The sequence below is a fragment of the Microcystis sp. M179S2 genome, from assembly GCF_020245805.1.
GTDB lineage: Bacteria > Cyanobacteriota > Cyanobacteriia > Cyanobacteriales > Microcystaceae > Microcystis > Microcystis aeruginosa.
Map to the genome: position 1 here is coordinate 13,391 of NZ_JADBUE010000173.1, position 26,291 is coordinate 39,681.

Here is a 26,291-nt window from a genome sequence, read left to right on the forward strand (position 1 = left end):
GGAAAACCGTTTGAAGATAAAATCAGATAGACTTCTTATTGTCGCTGCCAACAGAGTAACCCATGCCAATAATGAAAGCACTTGCTAATCATAAAATCGTTATTACAGCTACATTTACCAGTGAACCAGTGGAGGATTCCCTGTCATATTGGCTCAAAAAAATAGGATTTCCTTATTCAATAGAATTTGCTCAGTACAATCAAGTCTTTCAAGAATTACTCAATCCTGCTAGTCTTTTAGCGACTAATCAAAATGGGGTTAATGTGATTCTGGTTAGGTTTGAAGACTGGGAAGGAAGTAAAAACAAGGCCGAATTGACCTTAGAGCAAACCCTTAGAGACTTTGGTAATGCCTTGAAAACGGCGACAATGCGCTCGCCAATTCCCTATTTAGTCTGTGTCTGTCCCCCCTCTCCAACCCATGATACAACGTTCAATAGTTTACATGAGAAATTACAAGAACAATTAGACCGTGATCTCCAGAATATCCCTAGCATATATCTAATTAAAAGTCAAGCATTACTCAAGACTTATCCTGTACAAGAGTATTATGATCCTTATGGAGAAGAACTAGGAAATATTCCCTATACCTTGGCTTTTTTTGCGGCTTTGGGGACAATATTAGCGCGAAAAATCTTAGCCTTGATAAACTCTCCTTACAAAGTGATTGTCCTTGACTGCGACAATACATTATGGCATGGGGTTTGTGGAGAAGATGGAGTTAAGGGAGTGAAAATTGATGCTCCATTTCGAGCTTTACAAGAATTTATCATCGCACAGCAAGCAGCAGGAAAGTTAATCTGTTTATGTAGTAAGAATCAACCAGAGGATGTCTTTGCCGTTTTTGAAGGACATCCCGATATGTTACTTAAGGAAAATCATTTAGTAAATTGGCGCATTAACTGGCAAGAAAAATCTCAGAATTTGCAGTCCTTAGCGGAGGAATTACAACTAGGATTAGATAGCTTTATTTTTATTGATGATAATCCAGTTGAGTGTGCGGAAGTTAGAGCAAACTGTCCAGAAGTTTTGACATTACAACTTCCTGAAAATTGCGATCATATTCCAAAATTTTTAGAACATATTTGGGCTTTTGATCACCTCAAAACCACTCAAGAAGACCGACAAAGAACTAATCTTTATCAACAGAATATTCAGCGTCAGAATTTACAAAAATATTCCCTTTCTTTTGAGGATTTTCTCGGCCAACTCAACTTAGAAATAGAGATTTCCCCGATGCAAACGGAGGAATTGACGCGAGTTGCCCAACTTACTCAACGTACTAACCAATTTAACTTAACAACTATCCGACGCTCAGAATCGCAAATTCAAAAACTTTGTGGTCTAGGGGAATTAGACTGTCGAGTGGTTAAAGTAAAAGATCGTTTTGGGGATTATGGTTTAGTTGGTTTGCTATTATTTACTGCTCAAGAAAAATCCCTGATTGTCGATACATTTTTGCTCAGTTGTCGAGTATTGGGTCGCGGTGTAGAACATAAAATGTTAGCTTATTTGGGTACAATTGCTCAACAAAAAGGGTTAGAACAACTCAAACTTATTTATAAACCTACCCCCAAAAATCAACCAATTTGGGATTTTTTAAGGACTGTTGGTCAAGAATTTCAGCAGGAAAAAGAGGAGAGATATTTATTTAATTTTCCTAGTTATATTGCGTCTAAAGTTAATTTCACTCCTCTCGGTGATGAACATAAAATAGCTACTAAAAATTCATCTAAAACAGTTAAGAGAATTATTCGATCAGAGTTTTTTGAAGAGATTGGAAATAACTTATATGATGCTCAACTAATTCTGCGAACAATTAATTCTCAAAACCAGCGTCAACGGACTCAGTTAGACACAGAATTTATTGCTCCTCGTACTCCTCTAGAAAAAGTGATTGCTTCTCTATTCGCAGAAGTCCTTAAACTTGACAGAGTGGGGAGAGATGACGATTTTTTTGAGCTTGGTGGTGATTCAATTCGGGGAGCAATTCTAATTAATAAACTGCAAGCACAACTAAACGAAATTATTCACTTTATTGTTTTATTTGACAAAAAGACTGTTAAGGAATTAGCCGGATATATAGAGGAACATTATCCAAAAGCAGTTACCAAAATACTAGGTAAAGAAAGAACCGAAATTAACAACCTACCACAAGAGCGCATTGCTGAAGCTAAAGTGTTACAAATGCGCTCCCTAATTCCTGCTCTTAGCAGCCCAATAGATGATGACAATAGCAAAAATCCACCAGCTATATTTATCCTTTCTCCTTATCGTAGCGGTTCCACCTTACTCCGCGTTATCTTAGGAGGAAATCCACAGCTTTTTGCACCTCCAGAATTGGAACTACTAGGGTTTAATATTCTTAGGGAAAGAAAGGCGAAATTTTCTGGCCGTTACAACTTCTGGATGGAAGGAACAATTCGCACCATCATGGAAATTAAGGGGTGTAATGCTGAAAAAGCGATCGCAATTATGGAAGAATTAGAAGAGAAAAATCTGACTAGCAAACAGTTTTACCGTCTTCTACAGGGATGGTTGGGAGATAAAATCTTAGTGGATAAAACTCCATCCTATTCTCTAGATTTAGAAACTCTAAAACGAGCAGAAATAAATTTTGATAACCCTCTATATATTCATCTGGTGCGTCATCCTTTAGGAATGATTCACTCTTATGAAGAAGCTAAAATTGAGCAAATATTTCCCTATCAAAATCCTTTCAATAATCGAGAACTTGCCGAACTCATTTGGCTGATTAGCCATCAAAATATCTGCGAATTTCTACAACAAGTTTCTCCCCAACGTCAGTATCAAGTTAAATTTGAAGACATCGTTAAGCAGCCACAGAAAACCCTAGAGAGTTTATGTCAGTTTTTAGGAGTAGAATTTAATCCTGATATGCTGCAACCCTACCAAGAGAAAAAGCATCGCATGACTGACGGTATTTATGCCGAATCTAGAATGCTAGGAGATGTAAAATTTCATCAACATCAAAGCATTAATCCTAACACCATTGAGCAATGGAAAGATTACTACAACACTGACTTTTTAGGTAATGTAACTTGGCAACTAGCAGAGTCTTTTGGCTATCCGAAAAATAACAATAATATTCCTCAAATTAGTCGAAAAAATCCCGCCGAACCTCAGACTTTCCCGGTTTCTTTTGCTCAACAGCGACTATGGATTTTAGCGCAATTAGAACCAGACAGCTCTTTTTACAATATGTTTAAAGCGGTTCATCTTCAGGGACGCATAAATATAGAAATTTTAGAACTTAGTCTTAACGAAATTGTCCGTCGTCACGAAATTCTACGCACTAATTTTAAGGAAGTAGCAGAAACTCCAGTACAGGTAATTGCTCCCCGCGCAACTCTGAAAATTTCGGTTGTGGACCTACAAGGATTATCAGGACAAGAACAGTCACAACAATTACAACTTTTAGCAACTGAGGATCAATTACAACCTTTTGACCTGACTAAGGGAATATTGCTAAGAGTCACCTTAGTGCAACTTAAATCAGAATCATCAGCTTTGTTATTGACCATGCACCACATTATTAGTGATGGTTGGTCAATGGGAGTATTGCTCAAAGAATTGTCAAGTTTATATCAAGGATTTTTGCTTGATGATGGTTCTGTTCTCTCAGAATTGCCGATTCAATATGCCGATTTTACAATTTGGCAACGACAATGGTTACAAGGAGAAACTCAAGGTTTTATCACCATCCAAAACCAAATTAATTACTGGAAACAACAGTTAGCCGCAGCCCCTCCTTTGCTAGAATTACCTACGGACAGACCCCGTCCCTCTGTGCAAACTTTCCGAGGTGGATGTTTTTCCTTCCAGTTAGATGCCAAACTGACAGCATCTCTAAAAGAACTCAGCCACAAATCAGCAACTACCCTATTTATGACGTTGATGGCGGCTTATGTTACTCTATTATTCCGCTATAGTGGTCAGGATGATATTCTGGTAGGAACACCGATTGCTAATCGCAACTATCAAGAATTAGAAGGATTAATTGGCTTTTTTGTCAATACCCTAGTGATGCGAACTCGCTTAGAAGGTAATCCCAGTTTTGAAGAATTATTAAGACAAGTGCGTTCTGTTTGTACGAATGCTTATGCTAACCAAGACGTTCCTTTTGAGCAGATTATCGAAACTTTGCAAATAGAGCGCAGTCTTAGTCACAGTCCTTTGTTTCAGGTCATGTTTGTTTTACAAAATGTGGCAATGGAGGAATTAGAAAATCCTGAGTTAAAAATATCGCATCTACCTCTAGATAATGTTAACGCCAAGTTTGATCTCACCTTACAAATGTGGGAAACAAATACAGAAGAAGGCAACTCTCTCCAAGGATTTTGGCAATATAATACAGATTTATTTGATCAAAACACAATTGCTCGCATGACTGGTCATTTTCAGACATTATTAGAGACAATTGTTACTAATCCGCAAGAGTCGGTAGGAACCTTGCCATTACTAACAAAAAAAGAGCGTTATCAACTGTTATTAGAATGGAATAATACTGATACACTATACAGTTATACTCAGTGTATTCATCAGTTATTTGAAGAGCAGGTAAAACGGACTCCTGATGCTGTAGCTGTAGTATTTAAAGATGAAAAATTAACCTATAATGAGTTAAATCATCGAGCTAATCAGTTAGCGCATTATTTGCAATCTTTGGGAGTAAAACCTGATCAATTAGTGGGGATTTGTCTTGAGCGTTCTTTAGAGATGATTGTGGGGTTATTGGGGATATTAAAAGCGGGTGGTGCTTATGTTCCTCTTGACCCAGAATATCCGATTGAACGGTTAAGCTTCATGTTAGAAGATGCTCAATTATCAGTGCTGTTAACGCAACAAAAGCTAGGAGAAACTCTACCTCAACATCAAGCTTCGATTATTTATTTAGATACCGACTGGGAAAAAATTGCCGAAAACAGCCATTCAAATCCAGAAAACACCGTCACTCCAGATAACTTAGCTTATGTTATTTACACTTCCGGTTCCACAGGTAAACCGAAAGGGGTGTTAGTCAATCACTCCAATGTCGTGCGATTATTTGCCGCTACAGATGCTTGGTATAATTTTAGTAGTCAAGATGTCTGGACTCTATTTCATTCCTACGCTTTTGACTTTTCGGTGTGGGAAATGTGGGGAGCTTTGTTATATGGTGGACGCTTGGTAGTTGTCCCCTACTTAGTGACCCGTTCCCCCGAAGCATTTTATCAGCTATTATGTCAAGAAAAAGTAACAATTCTTAATCAAACTCCTACCGCTTTCCGTCAGTTAATTCAAGCTGAAGAATCCTTAAAAGGAAGTTTTCCCCCCTTATCAAGGGGGGTTAGGGGGGATCGTTCATCGACAACAGATAACGATTTAAGCTTACGTTTGGTTATTTTTGGAGGAGAAGCTTTAGAAATTAACAGCTTACAACCTTGGTTTCAGCGCCATGGCGACCAATGCCCCCAATTAGTTAATATGTACGGAATTACGGAAACTACCGTTCATGTCACCTATCGACCATTAAGTATGACCGACTTGGATAGTACAGCTAGTGTGATTGGTCGTCCCATTCCCGACTTACAGGTATATTTACTAGACCAATATTTACAACTTGTACCGGTTGGTGTACCCGGGGAGATGTATGTGGGGGGTGCCGGAGTAACAAAAGGTTATCTCAATCGTCCTGAATTAACAACAGAAAGGTTTATTCCTAGTCCTTTTGAGAAGGATGAAGTGATCCCCCCAACCCCCCTTAATAAGGGGGGCAATGAGCCGTCAAAATTATATAAAACGGGAGATTTAGCCCGTTATTTACCTAAGGGAGAATTAGAATATTTAGGGCGCATTGACAATCAGGTTAAGATTCGGGGTTTTCGGATTGAGTTAGGGGAAATCGAAGCATTATTAGCATCTCATCCCCAGATTTGGGAAACAGTAGTAATAGTGAGGGATGATGCAACAGGAGATAAGCGTCTTGTGGCCTACATTGTGCCACAATCGGAAAAAATAATTACCATTAACGAAATACGGCAATTTCTGAAAGCTAAATTACCCGGTTATATGATACCTAATGCTTTCGTTATTTTAGATGCCTTACCCCTTACTGCTAATGGAAAAATAGATCATCGAGCTTTACCACCACCAGAATCTAGTAGTGAACCATCAGAAAAATATGTTGCTCCGCGTAACCCGATCGAGGATATATTAGTAACTGTTTGGTCAGAAGTGCTAAAAGTCGAGAAAGTGGGTATAAATGATAACTTCTTTGAACTGGGAGGCCATTCCCTACTAGCCACTAAATTAGTAGCACAGATCCGCGATCGCTTGAAAGTTGAACTTCCCCTACGTCAGTTATTCAACTCGGCCACACTAGCAGAATTAGCCCAAGGGATTGAACAGTTAAAACAGGAAAAATCCGATACCATCGTTCCAGCAATTTTACCAAGAAAAAGAAAATGAATTTTGAAGAATTACCCCTATCTTATGCCCAACAGCGTTTATGGTTCTTAGATCAATTAGAACCAAACAGTCCCTTTTATAATATTTCCTTGGCCTTGCATTTAGCAGGAAATCTCCAGGTAGATGTCCTCGAAAAAAGCCTACAAGAAATTATTCAGCGCCATGAGTCCCTCCGCACAAATTTCGCCACTATTGAGGGAAATCCTGTACAAGTAATTAAACCAGAAAGTAATTGGCAATTAACGCTTGTCAATGGGAAAGACAGCCCAAAATATCGAGAAGAGCAGGAAATAAAAAAATGGCTAGAAATTCACAGCCATCAACCTTTTGATTTAGCCAATGACTCCCTAATTAGAGCCACCCTACTTAAGTTATCAGACACAGAACATTTTTTGCTGATTTGTCTGCACCATATTGTCTCTGATGGTTGGTCAATGGGGGTATTTATTGAGGAATTGACAACCCTTTATAATGCCTATACTAAAGGTTTAGAACCTCTTTTACAAGAGTTACCAATCCAGTACGCAGATTTTGCAATTTGGCAAAGGGAATATTTACAGGGAGAAATCCGAGAAAATCAGTTAAATTACTGGCAAAAACAGTTAGCAGCAGCACCCGCTTTATTACATCTACCTACGGATTATCCCCGTCCTCTACAACAAAGTTTTCAGGGAGATCGCATAAAATGTATCCTTTCTCCAGAACTTAGTCAAGGGTTAAATAAGCTGAGTCGGGAAAAAGGTGTCACCTTATTTATGACCCTGTTAACCGCATTTCAGACCTTACTCTATCGTTACACAGGACAAACAGATATTTTAGTCGGTACTCCCATCGCTAACCGTACTCGTAGTGAATTAGCTGGGTTAATCGGCTTTTTTGTCAATACCTTAGTCTTAAGAACAGATTTAGCCAGAAATCCCAGTTTTAGCGAGTTATTAAAACAGGTACGAGAAACAGCAACGGATGCTTACGACCATCAAGATTTACCTTTTGAGATGTTAGTAGAGGCCCTACAACCTGAAAGAAATATGAGTTATACTCCTTTATTTCAGGTGATGTTTGGTTTAGATAATGAAATTGTAGATAGCATAGATTTAGAAGGAATAAAAGCCACTCGTCAGCCTTTAGAATTTAAGACATCTAAGTTTGACTTAAGTTTATCTATACAGGTAAAAGAAGCTGGATTAACTGCGATTTGGGAATATAATACAGATCTGTTTGACAAAAGCACAATTGAGCGATTATCAGGGCATTTTGTTAACCTATTAACTGGGATTATTGCTAATCCAGAACAAACCGTTAGCCAATTACCATTACTGACAGAAAGTGAGCGCAATCAGTTATTATTTGATTGGAATCAGACTGAAACTGACTACAAAAATGATTTATGTCTGCATCAGTTGTTTGAACAACAAGTAAAACAGAATCCACAGGTGATCGCAGTTAAATTAGAAGATGAATTTTTCACCTATCAAGAATTAAATAATCGTGCTAATCAATTGGCACATTACCTACAATCTTTAGGGGTAAAATCCGATAGTTTAGTCGGGATTTTTGTTGAACGTTCCCTAGAGATGGTTATCGGAATCCTGGGAATACTTAAAGCAGGGGGAGCTTACGTTCCTTTAGATATTAATTATCCAAAAGAGCGAATTACCTATATTCTTGAAGATACTCAACTTAGTATTCTCCTGACTCAATCACAACTTCTGGAACAATTACCAGCATTTCAAGGAACAACTATCTGTTTAGACCAAGACTGGTCAACAATTGCCAAACAGAGTACAGTTAACCCTTTGGTAGCAGTTGAGCAGCACAATTTAGCCTATATTATCTACACCTCCGGCTCCACAGGTCAACCCAAAGGGGTAATGATTGGACATCGCTCAGTAGTCAACTATATCCTGACTACTATTCGAGAGTATGGTATTACCTCAGAGGATCAAATTCTGCAATTTTCCTCTATCTGCTTTGATGCTTCCGTTGAAGAAATTTTTGTTAGTTTGTTATCGGGTGCGACCTTGGTATTACGAACAGAAGAAATGTTGCGCTCTAGTGAGGATTTTTGGCAATGTTGTCAAAAATGGCAATTAACAGTTTTGGGTATTCCTACTGCTTATTGGCATCAATTAGCCTCTGAATTAACCCCTGATACCCTGCCAATTCTCTCAAAGATTAAACTAATTGTCATTGGTGGGGAAGCCATTCAACCGGCAAAAGTACAGCAATGGCAAACAGTTACAGGCCAATATTCCCCTCTTCCTCGACTATTAAATGCTTACGGACCAACGGAAGCAACCATTGCGGCGACTTTCTCCGAATTTACTTCACCAACTATAACCAATGTTCCCATTGGGCGACCCATCAGTAATACTCAGGTTTATATTCTTGATGCTTTCTTACAACCTGTTCCTGTGGGGGTAGCTGGAGAATTACATATTGGCGGTGTCGGGTTAGCCAGGGGTTATCTCAATCGTCCAGAATTAACTCAAGAGAAATTTATCCCTAATCCTTTTGAGAAGGATGAAGTGATCCCCCCAACGCCCCTTAATAAGGGGGGCAATGAGCCGTCAAAATTATATAAAACGGGAGATTTATGTCGGTATTTACCCGATGGTAAAATCGAATATTTAGGACGGATTGACAATCAAGTAAAAATTCGGGGTTTTCGCATTGAATTGGGAGAAATTGAAACCGTTCTTAGTCAGCACAATGCAGTAAAAACGGCTGTTGTTATTGCCCAAGAAGATGAGATAAATCAGAAACGTTTAGTCGCCTATATTATTCCCCAAGTAGAGATTGTTTCCACCCAAAAGGAGGAAAATTCGCTTAATGTTACTGAACTGCGGCAATTCCTGAAAGCTAAGTTACCAGAGTATATGATTCCTAGTGCCTTTGTCATTTTGGAATCCCTACCCTTAACGCCCAATGGTAAGATTGATCATCGTGCTTTACCGGCTCCCGAATTCCAAAGCCAAGCGCAATACATTGCGCCGCGTAACCCCATTGAGGAGATATTATCCTCGATTTGGGGAAAAGTGTTAAAAGTTGCACAGGTGGGGATTCACGACAACTTCTTTGAGTTGGGTGGACATTCATTATTAGCAACGCAACTAATTTCGCGCATCCGTGAGGCTTTTCAGGTAGAAATGCCCTTACGCGAGTTATTTGTTGCACCGACAATCGCCGAATTAGCACAGGGAATAAAACGGCTTTCCGAAGGAGAACAACTAACTGAACTGCCGATTTTACCCAGGGACAAAGCAGCAGAACTACCCTTATCTTTTGCTCAGACTCGTCTCTGGTTTTTGGCTGAATTTGAGTCGAATAGTTCTTTTTATAATATCCCCCTAGCCTTGCGTTTAGAAGGAACTTTAAACTCAGAAATCTTAATCCAGAGTTTAGGAGAAATTTGCGATCGCCATGAGGCTTTACGCACCAACTTTATTACCGTTGATGGTATCCCTACCCAAGTTATACAAGCACGAAACTGGACAGTTACGGTTGTTGATTTACAGCATTTATCTGGTAGTGAACAAGTAATTGCGTCTCAAGAGTTAGCACAAAATCAAGCGATTCAACCCTTTGACTTAGCCGGTGAACCCTTAATCAGAATCACTTTAGTGGTGTTATCTGAAACGGAACATCTCTTATTAGTCTGTATGCACCACATTGTCAGTGATGGCTGGTCAATGGGGGTATTTCTTCAGGAACTAACCGCCCTCTATAATGCCTATATTCAGGGTTTATCTTCGCCTCTAAATCCCCTATCTATCCAGTATGGAGATTTTACCCTTTGGCAAAGACAATGGCTGCAGGGAGAGGTATTGCAACAGCAACTAGATTACTGGCAAAAACAGTTAGCCGGCGCACCGGCCCTCCTATCTTTACCAACAGATAGACCTCGACCCAATCAACAAAGTTTTGCTGGGGGACATTTACCCTTTAGCCTTTCTTGGGAATTAACCGAAAAACTGACCCAATTAACCCAGGAACAGGGTGTCACCTTATTTATGACCCTGTTAACCGCTTATGCTGTCTTACTTTACCGTTATACAGAACAGGAAGACATCTTAATTGGTACTCCCATTGCTAACCGTAATCGCAGTGAAATTGAAGGTTTAATCGGCTTTTTTGTCAATACTTTGGTCTTGCGAATTGACTTGTCAGGTAAGCCCAATTTTAATCAGTTATTGGGTCGAGTACGGGAAATGGCAATGGATGCCTATGCTCATCAGGATTTGCCCTTTGAAATGTTAGTAGAAGTCCTACAACCTGAACGAGATTTAAGTCACGCGCCTTTATTTCAAGTGGATTTTCTGCTGCAAAATAGTCCCCCGTCTCCCTTAGAACTAACAGGATTAACCGCCACTCCCCTCACCACAGAAAATGACACCGCCAAATTTGATCTAACCCTGGCGATGGAGAATACCGGTTCAGGATTACAAGGGGTATGGGAATATAATACCGATTTATTTGATCGCAGTACCATTGAGCGATTAACAGGGAATTTTATCACCTTGCTAGAAGCATTGGTTGTTAACCCGCAGCAGCCAATTTTCCAACTACCACTATTAACTGAAGTCGAGGCAAAAGAATTATTAGAAGAATGGAATGCTACCGAAAAAGACTATCCTTTCCATCATTGTGTTCATCATTTATTTGAAGAACAAGCGGCACGAACACCGGCTGCAGTAGCAGTGGTCTTTGAAGGTCAAGAATTAACCTATCAAGACTTAAATATTCAGGCGAATCAATTAGCCCATTATCTCCAATCTTTGGGGGTAAATTCAGAAGTTTTAGTTGGCATTTATCTAGAGCGGTCGCTGTTAGTTATTGTCGGATTATTAGCAGTTCTCAAAGCTGGAGGAGCCTATATACCTTTAGATCCAGATTATCCCCAGCAACGGTTGACTTATATGGCAGAAGATGCCCAAATTTCTCTACTGCTAACTCAAGAAAGTTTACTCGATTCTTTACCAGCAGAAGATGTGGGGGTAATTGTCTTAGATAAATTAGCCGAGATTTTGACAGTTCAAAGTCCAGAAAATCCCTTCAGTGAAGTGGTTCCAGAAAATTTACTATGCCTATTATATACATCTGGTTCAACCGGTAAACCTAAAGGAGTGATGTTAACCCACGCGGCCTTAGTTAATCATAGTTGGGGCATTAGTGAAGTATTCGGTTTAACAGAATCTGATCGCGTTTTACAGTTTGCTTCCTTTGGCTTTGATGTCGCTGCGGAAGAAATTTTCCCCACCTGGTTAAAAGGTGGCACAGTGGTCTTAAGACCAGGGCAAATGTTCCCAACTTTGACTGATTTTGCCGATTTTATCGAACAAGAAAGCCTCACCGTTTTAAATATTACCCCTGCCTATTGGCATGAATGGGCGCTCGCCGTTTCCCAATCATTAGCTACTGTACCATCCAGTCTGCGGGTCGTCGCCGTGGGAGGGGATGCAGTGTTACCAGAAACCGTCAATATTTGGCGACAAATGGTCGGAAAACGGGTTGAATGTATTAATGTATATGGACCTACAGAAGCGTCTGTAACCGCCATAGTTCATGACTTGCTAGATTATCAGTCAGAAAAAATCAATTCAGTGCTGATTGGTCGTCCCATTGCTAACACAAAAGCATATATCTTGGATCAAAATCTGCAACCTGTACCCATTGGCGTGAAGGGAGAATTGCATTTATGCGGTGTTCGTTTAGCGCGGGGTTATCTGAATCGTCCCGAATTAACTGCTGAAAAATTTATTGACAATCCCTTTGCTCATTCACCGTTCAATCGTTTGTATAAAACGGGAGATTTAGCGCGTTATTTACCCGATGGTAATATTGAATGTTTTGGCCGGATTGACAATCAGGTTAAAATTCGCGGATTCCGTATTGAGTTAGGAGAAATTGAAGCGGTACTTAACCAAAATATTGATGTACAAACATCTTGTGTGATTATTCGGGAAGATACCCCGGGGGATAAATATTTAGTCGCCTACATAGTAGCTCATTACGAACGGATACCGATGATTAGTGAACTGCGTCAGTTTCTGTCCAGTAAATTGCCTTTGTATATGGTTCCTCAAGCTTTTGTTTTTCTGGAATCTTTACCCCTTACTACTAATCGTAAGGTAGATCGTCGCGCTTTACCCGCACCAGATAAAATAGGAAATCGCCAGGATCAATATGTAGCACCACGCAATGGAATTGAGGAGATGTTGGTGCAAATTTGGACAGAAATACTCAAAATAGAGCAAGTGGGAATTTATGATAATTTCTTTGAAATTGGCGGCCATTCTCTCCTCGCAACTCAATTAGTTTCTCGGATTCGGAGTTTATTTAAAATAGAACTACCTTTGCGGAGTTTATTTGGTGCAGCTACGGTAGCCGAATTAGCGCATCTTATTGGACAATTACAGCAGCAAAATCTCACGCTAACAGTACCCCCCATTTTACCGAGAACTAAGGATACAGAACTACCTCTATCTTTTGCTCAACAGCGTTTATGGTTTTTAGATCAATTGCAACCAAATAGCGCTTTATACAATATACCGATGGTGTTGCATTTCCGAGGCAACCTCAATCAAAAGGCCTTAGAACAAAGTTTACGAGAAATCTGTGATCGCCATGAAGTATTACGGACTAATTTTGTCACGATTGATGGACAACCGACTCAGATTATTCAAACAACAAGGGAGACAATATCGGTCGTTGATTTACAAGATTTACCCATCCAAGAGCAAGCAGAAAAAACAGAGCAATTAAAGCAAAAACAAGCCACTCAACCCTTTGATTTAGCCAAAGAATCCTTAATCAGAATCACTTTAGTGGTGCTATCCGAGACGGAACATTTCTTATTAGTGTGTATGCACCACATTATTAGTGATGGTTGGTCAATAGAAGTATTTATTCACGAACTGACCAGCTTATATAATGCTTACACTCAAAATCATCCCGCAAATTTAGCTCCTTTACCGATTCAGTATGCAGATTTTGCACTCTGGCAAAAACAATGGTTACAAGGGGATGTCCTGCAAACTCAATTAAATTACTGGCAAAATCAACTAACAGCTGCACCCCCTTTATTATCGCTTCCCACAGACCACCCTCGGCCTGCGGTGCAAAGCTTTGTCGGTACTCAGCAAGAATTTTCCCTTTCCCCCAAACTTAGCCAAGCTTTGACTGAATTGAGTCGCCAACAAGGGGTGACATTATTTATGACGCTGTTGGCTGCTTTTGATGCTTTACTGTATCGTTATACAGGGTCAAGTGATATTTTGGTAGGAACTCCCATTGCTAATCGTAATCGCGGTGAAATTGAGGGTTTAATCGGCTTCTTTGTTAATACTTTAGTGATGCGGACGGATTTATCAGATAATCCGAGTTTTAGTCAGTTATTAACCCGTGTTCGGGAAGTGACAATGGATGCTTACGCGCATCAAGACTTACCCTTTGAAATGTTAGTCGAAGCGTTGCAACCGGAACGGGATTTGAGCCATACTCCCCTATTTCACGTCGCTTTTGTCCTGCAAAATACACCTAAGTCTGAGATTGCAATGACGGGATTAACGGTGACAGATTTGCCACCGGAAAATACCACAGCTAAGTTTGATTTAACCTTAGCTATGGTTAACACCGATGATGGCTTAAAAGGTGTCTGGGAATATAATACTGATTTGTTTGAAAGTAGCACTATTGAGCGATTATCAGGGCATTTTCTCAACTTATTAGGGGGAATTGCGGCCAATCCTCAAGCGCGGATTTCCCAATTACCCTTACTGACAGAAAGTGAGACTAATCAGTTATTAATTGAGTGGAACAATACTCAAGTTTACTATACTGAGTATAAGTGTATTCATCAGTTATTTGAGGAACAGGTAAAACGCACACCCGACGCGGTAGCGGTGGTCTGTTCCCAGCAACAATTAACCTACAATGAGTTAAATTGTCGTGCTAATCAACTAGCTCATTATTTGCGGAAATTAGGCGTAAAAGCTGATACTTTAGTCGGTATTTCCCTTGAGCGTTCCTTAGAGATGATTGTCGGATTATTGGGGATATTAAAAGCGGGTGGTGCATATCTACCTCTCGACCCAGATTATCCCAGTGAACGGCTACAATTTGCCATCGCTGATGCTCAACTGTCATTATTGCTAACTCAAGAGGGATTAATCGATAAACTACCCGAACATCAAGCGCGGCTAATCTTGTTAGACAGATTCACAGAAGAAATTAACCAAAACAGCCAAGATAACCTAACAGGAGTAGTAACAGCCAATAATTTAGCTAATCTCATTTATACCTCTGGTTCTACCGGAAAACCTAAAGGGGTAATGGTGGAACATCGGGGACTATTTAACCTAGCTCAAGCGCAAATTAAAACGTTTAACTTACAGTCAAACTCTCGCATTCTCCAGTTTGCTTCCCTCAATTTTGATGCTTCTATCTGGGAAATTATCATGGCAATAGGAGCAGGTGCAACCCTTTATTTAGACACAAAAGACGCTTTAATGCCTGGGTTGCCATTAATGGGGCGATTAAAAGATTATGGTATTACTCATGTTACTTTACCACCCTCAGCCTTAGCGGCTTTGCCCCTAGAAGAAATCCCAGAGTTACAAACAATTATTGTGGCAGGAGAAGCTTGTTCAGAAGAATTGATCAAACAATGGGCTACGGGTAGAAATTTCTTTAATGCTTATGGACCGACAGAAACCAGCGTTTGTGCCACGGTAGAAAAATGGACAGATGAAACCCTGAAAGTAACTATTGGTCGTCCCATTGCTAACACCCAAATTTATATCTTAGACTCCCATTTACAACCTGTCCCGATTGGTGTTCCGGGAGAATTACATATTGGTGGTATGGGATTAGCGCGGGGTTATCTCAATCGTCCCGAATTAACCCAAGAAAAATTTATCCCTAATCCTTTTGAGAAGGATGAAGTGATCCCCCCAACCCCCCTTAATAAGGGGGGCAATGAGCCGTCAAAATTATATAAAACGGGAGACTTAGCCCGTTATTTACCCGATGGTAAAATCGAATATTTAGGACGGATTGACAATCAGGTAAAACTGCGTGGCTTCCGTATTGAATTAGGAGAAATTGAGGCCGTACTCAACCAAAATGAGGCAGTACAGTCTTCTTGTGTGATTGTTCGTGAAGACAATCCAGGGGATAAACGTTTAGTTGCTTACGTCGTACCGCAACAGGAAAATCAACCGAAGAAAAAACCTCCAGTCACTTATGTTGTACCACAACAGAAAAATCTCACATCAGCCAAGAAACTAGAAAACAGATCAACAGACCAAGTAGAACTATGGCCATCCATAGCTGAATACTATGTTTATGACGACTTGCTGTATTATGCAATGACCAATGACCACCGACGTAACGATAGTTATAAAGTTGCTATTAATCAACTGGTCAAAGATAAAATAGTTGTTGAGATTGGCACAGGTAAGGATGCAATCCTATCCAGATTTTGTGTAGAAGGAGGAGCTAAGAAAATTTATGCAATTGAAAGAAATCAGGAAACTTGTCACGAAGCATTAGCTCAGATTAAAAAATTGGGATTAGCAGATAAGATAACCATAATTCATGGTGATGCGAATTTAGTAGAAATACCCGAACTCGCCGATGTCTGTGTTTCAGAAATTGTAGGAGCAATTGGTGGCTCTGAAGGTGCAGCTATTATTATTAATAACGCCCGACGATTTCTTAAACCAAATGGTTTGATGATTCCTGAAAGAAGCATTACTAAAATGGCCGTTGTCACTGTTCCTGATCAAATATTACATCATCCCCAATTTTCTCAAACTCCTGCTTATTACACGCAAAAAATATTTGAGCAAGTCGGCTATCCCTTCGACTTAAGGGTTTGTTTTAAGAAATTTCCTCAAGCCAATGTTCTATCCACTGTAGATGTTTTAGAAGACTTAAACTTTAACGAACATATTAGTCCAGAATTTTCCCATGAGGTAAACTTTGAAATCCAAAAAAATGGGCGAATGGATGGATTTTTAGTTTGGCTCACTTTGCAGACTATTGCTGGTGAAGAAATCGATACTCTCAAACATGAACATTGCTGGCTACCCGTTTATTTTCCAGTATTTGAACCGTCAATTCAGGTTGAGCGTGGAGATGTCATTAAAGCAGTTTGTGAGCGGACACTGTGCGAAAATAATTTAAACCCAGATTATGCGATTAAAGGTCATCTGGTCAAAAAGAGTGGAGAAATTATTGACTTTGAATATGTTTCCTATCACTATAAAAATAATTTCCGACAACGACCATTCTATCAACGCCTATTTCCTAATTATGATGAGAGTCAAAATAGTTACTCTGCAAACTTAGGTAAATCTTTGAAAGCTAATCTCAAGAATTTGTTACCCGACTATATGGTCCCAACGGCGTTTGTTCTTCTTGATGCTTTCCCCTTAACTCCCAATGGCAAAATCGACCGCCGCGCTTTACCTGTTCCCGATTTACAGAGCCAAGGTGAATATATAGCTCCCCGTAACCCCATTGAAGAAAAAATGGCGCAGATTTGGGGTGAGGTACTGAAATTAAAACGAGTCAGTATTGAGGATAATTTCTTTGAATTAGGTGGACATTCTCTGTTGGCAACTCAAGTTATTTCTCGATTACAGGAAACCTTTGAGATTGTTTTACCCTTGCGTTATCTGTTTGAATCTCCAACCATTGCTCAGTTAAGTGCGGTAATTTTAAAAGAACTGCAAACAGGTTTAGGGTTAAAGCTACCATCAATTGTACCCGTTAATCGAGAGGATGATATTCCCCTATCCTGGTCCCAGGAACGTCTCTGGTTTGTGAATCAATTAGAAGGGGAAAGTGGGGCTTATACTATTGATTTAACGATGCGTTTGCGGGGAAATATCAATATTAAAGCCTTAGAAAAAGCTTTCCAGGCAATTATTCAACGCCATGAACCCCTACGGACTCAGTTTAAGCTCAAAGATAACAAACCAATACAAGCGATCGCTCCCAATGTAACCTTCACCTTACCAGTTGTCAATCTGCAAAACCTCAGTCATTCTGAGCAACAGGTAAAAAACCTGTTATTAGCAGCAGCCTCCGAACCCTTTGATCTCGAATCAGGGTCAGTATTACGAGTCAAATTATGGCAAGTCAAGACAGAGGAATATGTACTATTATTAGCTATTCATCATATTGCAGCGGATGGTTGGTCAATAGGTGTTTTAATCGACGAATTATCGGTCTATTATCGAAGTTTCTGCACCGGTACAAAAGCAGATTTACCTACTTTATCGATACAGTATGCTGACTTTGCCCTGTGGCAGCGTCAATGGTTAACTAATGAAGTATTAGACCGTCAATTAAGCTACTGGAAGCAACAATTAACCGGGGTTCCCCTACTACACCAACTTCCCACAGACCGTCCCCGGCCAGCAATCCAAAGTTTTCGCGGTGGGACGGAGCGACTGCAACTAGATAGTCAACTAACGCAACAACTGAAAAAACTCAGTCAAGAGTCCGGTAGCACTATTTTTATGACATTACTAGCGGGTTTTGCTGTGTTACTATCTCGTTATAGTCAACAAACAGATGTGGTAATTGGTTCACCAATTGCTAACCGTAATCGCACCGAAATTGAAGGGTTAATCGGCTTTTTTGTCAATAGTTTAGTGTTAAGATTTGATTTATCTCAAGACCCGACCTTTGAGGATTTTCTCGCGCAGGTCAGACAAACTACTCAAGATGCTTACGACCATCAAGATTTACCCTTCGAGATGTTAGTCGAAAAATTACAAATTGAGCGTCATTTAGATCGTAATCCTTTAACACAGATAGTTTTTGCCCTTCAGAATGCTCCTAGTTCTCCCTGGGATTTACCCGGAGTAAACATTGAGGAGATACCATCAGGACTTGATTCAGTTAGGGTTGACCTAGAACTTTACCTCTGGGATGCACCGGAAGGATTGGGCGGTTTTTGCTCTTATAACAGGGATTTATTTGATGCTGAAACTATTGTCCGTATGATGAATCATTTTAAGACTTTGTTGGCGGCAATTGTGGAAAATCCCCGTCAATCAGTAGCTTCACTACCCTTATTAACCCCAGAGGAAGAGTATCAACTATTAGAGGAGTGGAATGAGACAAAAGCTGATTACTCCTATAACAAGTGTATTCATCAATTAATTGAGGAACAAGCAGCGCGTACCCCTGATGCAGTAGCAGTAGTCTTTGAAAATCAACAGTTGACCTATGCAGAATTAAATAGTCGGGCCAATCAACTAGCTCACTATTTACGCTCTTTAGGTGTAGAAACCGAGGTAATAGTCGGTTTATGTGTAGAGCGCTCTTTAGACATGATTGTGGCATTAATAGGCATCCTTAAAGCCGGTGCTGCCTATCTACCCCTTGACCCAGAATATCCTCAAGAACGCTTACAATTTATGTTAGAGGATAGTCAAGTACCCTTATTACTAACCCAAAGTTTACTGATTGATAAACTCCCAAATCATCGAGGCAAAACCATCTTTTTAGCTGAAACTTGGCAAGAAATTAAACCAATGAACCGGGATAATTTGACGGGGAAGGTAACAGCTTCTAATTTAGCTAATGTGATTTATACTTCTGGTTCTACGGGTAAACCTAAAGGGGTGATGGTTGAACATCAAGGGTTATGTAACTTAGCTTTGGCGCAAATTCAGACTTTTGCTGTGTCTTCTCAGAGTCGAGTGCTTCAATTTGCTTCTTTTAGTTTTGATGCCTGTATTTCAGAAGTTCTCATGGCTTTGGGAGCGGGAGCGAGACTTTATTTGGCAAGTAAAGAAAATTTAATGCCCGGTTTACCCTTAATCAAGCAATTACGGGAGAATAAGATTACTCATATTACTCTACCGCCATCAGCTTTAGCGGTACTACCTTGGGAAAATCTTTCCTCTCTGCAAACTATTATTGTCGCCGGGGAAGCTTGTTCTCCTGAATTGGTGAAAAAATGGTCCCAGGGACGAAATTTCTTTAATGGTTATGGACCCACCGAAGGAAGTGTTTGTGCAACGGTAGCTAAATGTACGCCGGTTGATGAAAAAATAACTATTGGTCGGCCAATTCCTCATGTGCAGGTTTATATTTTAGACTCGCATTTACAACCGGTTCCTATCGGTGTACCCGGGGAATTACATATCGGAGGAGCAGGAGTAGCCAGAGGTTATTTGAATCGCCTAGAATTGACAGCAGAGAAATTTATCTATTTAGAAAATAAGGAACAGTTAAAAGGCAAACGCTTGTATAAAACAGGAGATTTAGCTCGTTATTTACCTGATGGAAAAATTGAATATCTGGGACGAATTGACAATCAGGTTAAAGTAAGGGGTTTCCGCCTTGAATTAGGGGAAATTGAAGCAGTTTTGAGCCAACATCCCCTAGTACAAGAAGCGGTTGTGATAGCTCGCGCTGATCAGGCAAGTGATCATGATCATGACCAGCTTAATACTAATTTGGTAGCCTACTTAGTTCCGGCTCTCAAGGGTCAAGTATTGCCCCAACAGCTTGCTCAATGGCAGAGTGAATATGTTAGTGATTGGCAAAAGATTTACGAAGAATCCTACAGTAAACCCCAACCTCAAACCGAGGACCCCACTTTTAATATTAGTGGTTGGAATAGTAGTTATACGGGACAAGCTATTCCCGCAGCAGAAATGCAGGAATGGGTAGATCAGACAGTGAGCCGAATTTTGGCAGATCAACCACCGCAACGAGTGTTAGAAATTGGTTGCGGAAGTGGCTTATTGCTATTCCGTGTGGCGAAACATTGTCAGGAATATTGGGGAGCCGATTATTCCGCTGCTACTATTAATAACCTAGAACATTTATGTGGCACAATTGAGGGTTTAGAGGGCAAAGTAAGATTATTACACCGAACAGCAGATGATTTTACCGGCATTCCCCAAGCTACTTTTGATCGAGTAGTAATTAACTCTGTTGTTCAGTATTTCCCTAGTGTGGATTATCTATTACAAGTTATCGCAGGAGCAGTCAACACGATTGCAGATCGGGGTAAGATTTTCCTAGGTGATATCCGTAGTTTGTCCTTACTAGAGCCTTACCATGCGGCGGTACAGTTAGCTCGCACTGAAGCTAATAAAACCCTTGAAGAATGGCAAAAACAGGTGAATCAAAGTGTAGCTACCGAAGAAGAATTGTTAATTGCACCTCAGTTCTTTATCGCGCTTAAACAACGTTTTCCGCGAATTTCTTGGGTAGAAATTGCCCCGAAACGGGGTCAGGCTGACAATGAGTTAACCCAATTCCGCTATGATGTTACTTTACATCTGGATACTGATGGGCAAAAAACGACAATTCCTTGGCTAAATTGGCAGCGGGATCGGTTTTCTTTAGCGCAACTACAAGATAAACTAAAACTGGAACAACCAGAATATTTAGGTATCAGAGATGTACCCAATCAACGATTACAAAAGGCGCTACAAATTTTAGACTGTTTAGAAAATCCTCCTGGGGTAACAACGGTGGGAGAATTGCGGCAATTGTTAGCAAAAAATAGCGGGATAGGGATTAATCCTGAGCAAATGTGGCAACTGGGAGAACAGTTAGGTTACACTGTTCATCTCAGTTGGTGGGAAGGTAGTCAAGATGGTTCTTTCGATGTGGTTTTCTGTCGCCAGAATGCCATCCTAGAACCGATAATAAGTAAAGTTGATCAACAACCATACCCCAATTTTTGGGATGATGAGACGATTATTCCCAAATCCTGGACTGATTATACGAATAATCCCCTATATGGTAAATTAGTCCAGAAGCTGATACCACAGGTGCGGGAATTTGTCCAACAAAAGCTACCTAGTTATATGGTTCCCCAGGCTTTTGTTTTGCTTAATACCCTACCTTTGACTCCTAATGGTAAAGTAGATCGGCTGGCTTTGCCTACACCCGATACAGCTACACGCAATTTAGCTACGGGATTTCTCGCACCTCGTACCCCGATTGAAACTCAAATGTCTCAAATTTGGAGTGAAGTTTTGGGAGTCGAACGTATTGGAATTAAGGATAATTTCTTTGAATTGGGAGGACATTCTTTGTTAGCAACTCAGGTTATTTCCCGTTCCCGCGATCTTTTCTCGGTGGAATTGTCTTTACAAAATCTGCTGGAATACCCAACTATCGCTAATTTAGCCCAAATTATTGAAGTTCTTACCGTTGCACCGGGAGAAACAGCTATGACTGAAACCTTAGAAGATTATGAGGATGGTGAATTATAAAAACAGTTAAAGTTTTAGCTGATATCAATAGTTTAGCAAGACAGTTAAAACGGCAAAGGACAAATATTGATCCTAGTCAATGGCAATCTGATGTACTTTTACATCCTCAGGGCAAACTTCGTGATTTAGAGCTAATTTAACAACAACTTTGGAGGCAATTGGTAAGTGAAAGTAGGAGATTTTTTAGCGTATTTGAAGGGTTTAGAGATTAAACTATGGCTGGAAGGCGAAAAACTTCGTTTTCAGGCTCCCAAAGGGGTTATGACCCCAGAAATTAAAGAAGAAATCGCCGCCAAAAAAACTGAAATTTTGGACTTTTTAAGAGCGGCAAAAATCCCAACTAATACTGTTGATTTAGAGATTATTCCCGTGTCACGGGATCAGGATTTACCCCTCTCTTTTGCTCAACAACGACTCTGGTTTCTGCAGCAACTTTCTCCCGATAGTCATTCCTATAATCTGTTGGAAGCTTTGCGGTTAGAAGGCTCCCTCAATCTGTTGGCTTTAGAACGAAGTCTCAGTGAACTGATTCGCCGTCACGAAATTTTAAGAACCACTTTTACCATGGTAGAAGGGCAACCAATTCAGCGCATTGCTCCCCCTTCAACCGTAAGTTTACCCCTGGAAGATTTACAAAATTTATCAAAGAATGAACAAACAGAACATCTGCAAGAAATAGCGATTGCTTTCTCCTTAAAACCCTTTAATCTAGCCAAGGAATCATTAGTCCAATTTAAGTTACTTAAACTGGGTTCTCAAGAGTATGTATTGCTGTTGAAGATGCACCATATTATTTACGATGGTTGGTCTTTGAGCATCTTCTTTGATGAATTATCTCAACTTTATGCGGCCTTTGTCCAGGGTTTGCCTTCCCCTCTCGCTAAATTATCGATTCAATACGCCGATTTTTCTGTATGGCAACGTCAATGGCTCACCGGTGAAGTTTTGGAGCGTCAACTTAATTACTGGCAAAAACAGTTACAAGATGCACCTACTATTTTAGAATTGCCGACGGATTATCCCCGTCCTCCAATTCCTAGTTTCCGGGGTGATGGGCAGGTTTTTCGCCTGAATCAAGACTTAACGCAACGCCTCAAAAGGTTAAGTCAGGAGTCAGGAGCAACACTATTTATGACTTTACTGGCGGCTTTTTTTGTCCTAATTTCTCGTTATAGTGGTCAATTAGATGTTTTGGTAGGTTCTCCCATCGCTAATCGTAATAGTTCGGCAATTGAGAAATTAATGGGCTTTTTTGCCAATACTTTGGCTTTAAGGGGTGATATGTCGGGAAATCCGAGTTTTCTGGAGTTATTAGAACGAGTAAAGCAAACAACTTTATCAGCTTATGCCCATCAAGATTTGCCTTTTGAAATGTTAGTAGAAAAATTACAATTAAACCGAGATTTAAGTCACAATCCTTTGATACAGGTGATGTTCTCACTGCAAAATACTCCCCAATCTGAGGCAAGTTTATCTGGCTTAAAGATGGAGAGTTTGCCTTTATCTGTTGAGATTAAAGCGCGATTTGATTTAGAGGTAAATTTTTGGGAAGTTTCTGATCGTTTAGAAGCGGTTTGGTGTTATAGTACGGATTTGTTTGCTGCCCCCACTATTAACCAAATGGGGCAACATTTTCAGAATCTCTTAACTGCGATTGCAGCTAATCCCAATATGGGAATTTTTGAGTTATCGATGTTAAGTGATGAAGAACGTTATCAATTGTTATCATTGTGGAACGAAACTCACACAGATTATCCCTCTGATAAATGTATTCATCAATTATTTGAAGAACAGGTAAAACGCACACCCGATGCGGTAGCAGTGGTATGTTCAGAGCAAAAATTAACCTACAATGAATTAAATTGTCGTGCTAATCAATTAGCCCATTACCTGCAAAAATTAGGAGTAAAACCAGAGGAATTAGTGGGGATTTGTCTAGAGCGTTCCTTAGACATGATTGTGGGATTATTGGCTATTCTTAAAGTCGGTGGAGCTTATGTTCCTATTGACCCAGATTATCCCCAAGAACGCATTAGCTTCATGCTCCAAGATACCCAAGTTAAAATAATATTAACCTGCGAATCTTTACAGAATTCCTTGCCAAATCATCAGACTATTGTTATCTGTTTAGATAAAGATTGGCAACAAATTAATCAGGCAAGTCCGGAGAATCTGAACAGCACAGTTTCTGCGGATAATTTAGCCTACGTTATTTATACTTCTGGTTCTACAGGTAAACCTAAAGGTGTTGAGGTTATTCATCGTAGCGTTAACCGTCTTTTGTTTGGCGTAAATTACGCACATCTGGATGCAACACAAAGATTTTTACAAATGGCTCCCATTGCTTTTGACGCTTCTACCTTTGAGATTTGGGGTGCTTTATTACATGGTGCGAGATGTGTGATTTTTACGGAAGATATTCCTACCGCTACAAGTTTAAGAAATGCAATAGACAAACATGGCATTACTATTTTATGGCTAACGGCTGCTTTGTTCAATAAGATTATTGACGATAATTCCCAAGCTTTATCAGGAATTAAACAGCTACTAATTGGTGGAGAAGCACTTTCAGTTGCTCATGTTCATAAAGCACTGGAAACTTTGCCATTGACGCAAATTATTAATGGATATGGACCAACAGAAAGTACAACTTTTACCTGTTGCTATCCTATTCCTAAACAACTAGAGGCAACAATAAAGTCAATTCCCATTGGTTGTCCAATCTCCAACACACAGGTTTACATTTTAGATAACTATCTCCAACCTGTCCCGATTGGTGTAGTAGGAGAATTACATATTGCTGGTGCAGGATTAGCCAAAGGTTATCTTAACCGTCCCGAATTAACCCAAGAAAAATTTATTCCTAATCCTTTTGAGAAGGATGAAGTGATACCCCCAACCCTCCTTAATAAGGGGGGCAATGAGCCGTCAAAATTATATAAAACGGGAGACTTAGCCCGTTATTTACCCGATGGTAATATTGAATATGTAGGACGGATTGACAATCAAGTAAAAATTCGCGGCTTCCGTATTGAATTGGGAGAAATTGAGGCTGTACTTAGTCAAAATCAGGCGGTACAGTCTTCCTGTGTGATTGTTCGTGAAGACAATCCCGGGGAAAAACAGTTAGTTGCCTATATTGTACCTAAGCTAAGAGTAAAGCTAACAAGTGGCGATTTGCGTCAATTTCTTAGCCATAAATTGCCCGGTTATATGGTTCCTGGTGCTTTTGTGCTACTGGAGTCTTTCCCTTTAACAGCTAACGGAAAAATTGATCGTCGTGCGTTAAAAGCTCCTAGTAATACCAGTGATTCAGACAGATTTATTGAAGCGCGTAATCAGTTAGAATTAAACCTCGTGCAAATCTGGTCAAAAGTGCTAAAGATTGACAAAATTAGCGTGCATGATAACTTTTTTGACCTCGGTGGTCATTCCCTTTTAGCTCCTTATTTAATCACCCAAATTCAAGAACAGTTAGGCAAAGAAATTGCCGTAACTACAATATTTCAAAACCCAACTATTGAACAGTTAGCGACCATTATCCAAACCGATGCAGATTCCTCTAACCAGTCTTGTGTGGTTCCCATTCAACCCCAGGGTTCAAAGCCTCCTTTCTTCTGTGTTCCAGGCGCCGGGGGACGACCATTTTATTTTTACCATTTAGGACGTTGTTTAGGAAAAGATCAACCTTTCTACAGTTTTGAAAATGATCTCTATCAACAGTTTGGAGAAATCACTCGTATTGAGGATATAGCCAGTATTTATCTTAAAGCCATGCAAGATTTACAACCCCAAGGCCCCTACTTTTTGGGAGGACATTCCTACGGTGGTAATGTGGCTTTTGAAATGGCTCAACAGTTGGTTAATCAGGGTCAACAAGTGGCATTACTAGCAATCATTGATTCTTCAGCACCCACTTATAAAGACAAACAAATTTTGCTTGATTATATTAATTGGGATCATGCGCGATGGTTAGCTGAAGTCAGCAAAGGTATCGAAGTTTATTTAGATAAAACCATCGATATTTCCTATAAAACTCTTCAACTCTTAACAGTGGAGGAACAATTAAGATACGCCTTAAACTTTTTTAAACTGGCTAATATGCTTCCTCCCAATGCGGAAACTAGGCAGCTTGAAAAAATTGTCCAAGCCTATAAAACTAGCTGTTTATGTCTGATTGATTATCTCCCTAAACAGATTTATCCTGGTAAAATTACGATTATACGGGCCAGGGAGGAATTAGCTGATGATCCAAATAAAGATTTAATAGCTGGAGATTGCGAGGATTCCTCTTTAGGCTGGAGTGAATTTTCTACAGAGCCAGTTGAGATTCATTTCGTCCTAGGAAATCATGTCTCGATTATGGTAGAACCCCATGTCCAGATTTTAGCCGAAGAGTTAAAAGTTTGCCTTGAGATTTGATACCAAACCCGTTTTTAAGACTATGGTTAACTCCCAATCCAACTTGAAAAACCCAGTTATCAATTGTTTCTCCCCAATCTCATCTATCTTTTAAACAGGATTTAATCTAAGAACTGACGATTTTCTACAAGTT

General features: G+C 39.9%; 3 protein-coding genes. All 3 read left to right on the forward strand.

The window, feature by feature from the left end; genetic code table 11:
* The first annotated feature begins 71 nt into the window (after positions 1 to 71).
* Positions 72 to 6,470 carry a non-ribosomal peptide synthetase gene (locus tag IM500_RS10605; RefSeq protein WP_199328817.1) on the forward strand — a complete coding sequence of 2,133 codons (6,399 nt, stop codon included), beginning with the start codon at positions 72 to 74 and terminating at the stop codon, positions 6,468 to 6,470.
* Entirely contained in the window at positions 6,467 to 21,736 is a 15,270-nt protein-coding gene (locus IM500_RS10610) for a non-ribosomal peptide synthetase (protein ID WP_287738338.1), read from the forward strand. The genes IM500_RS10605 and IM500_RS10610 overlap by 4 nt, the downstream gene beginning before the upstream one ends.
* Positions 21,737 to 21,901: 165 nt before the next feature.
* Positions 21,902 to 26,158 carry a non-ribosomal peptide synthetase gene (locus tag IM500_RS10615; protein WP_287738340.1) on the forward strand — a complete coding sequence of 1,419 codons (4,257 nt, stop codon included), beginning with the start codon at positions 21,902 to 21,904 and terminating at the stop codon, positions 26,156 to 26,158.
* Positions 26,159 to 26,291: the final 133 nt, after the last annotated feature.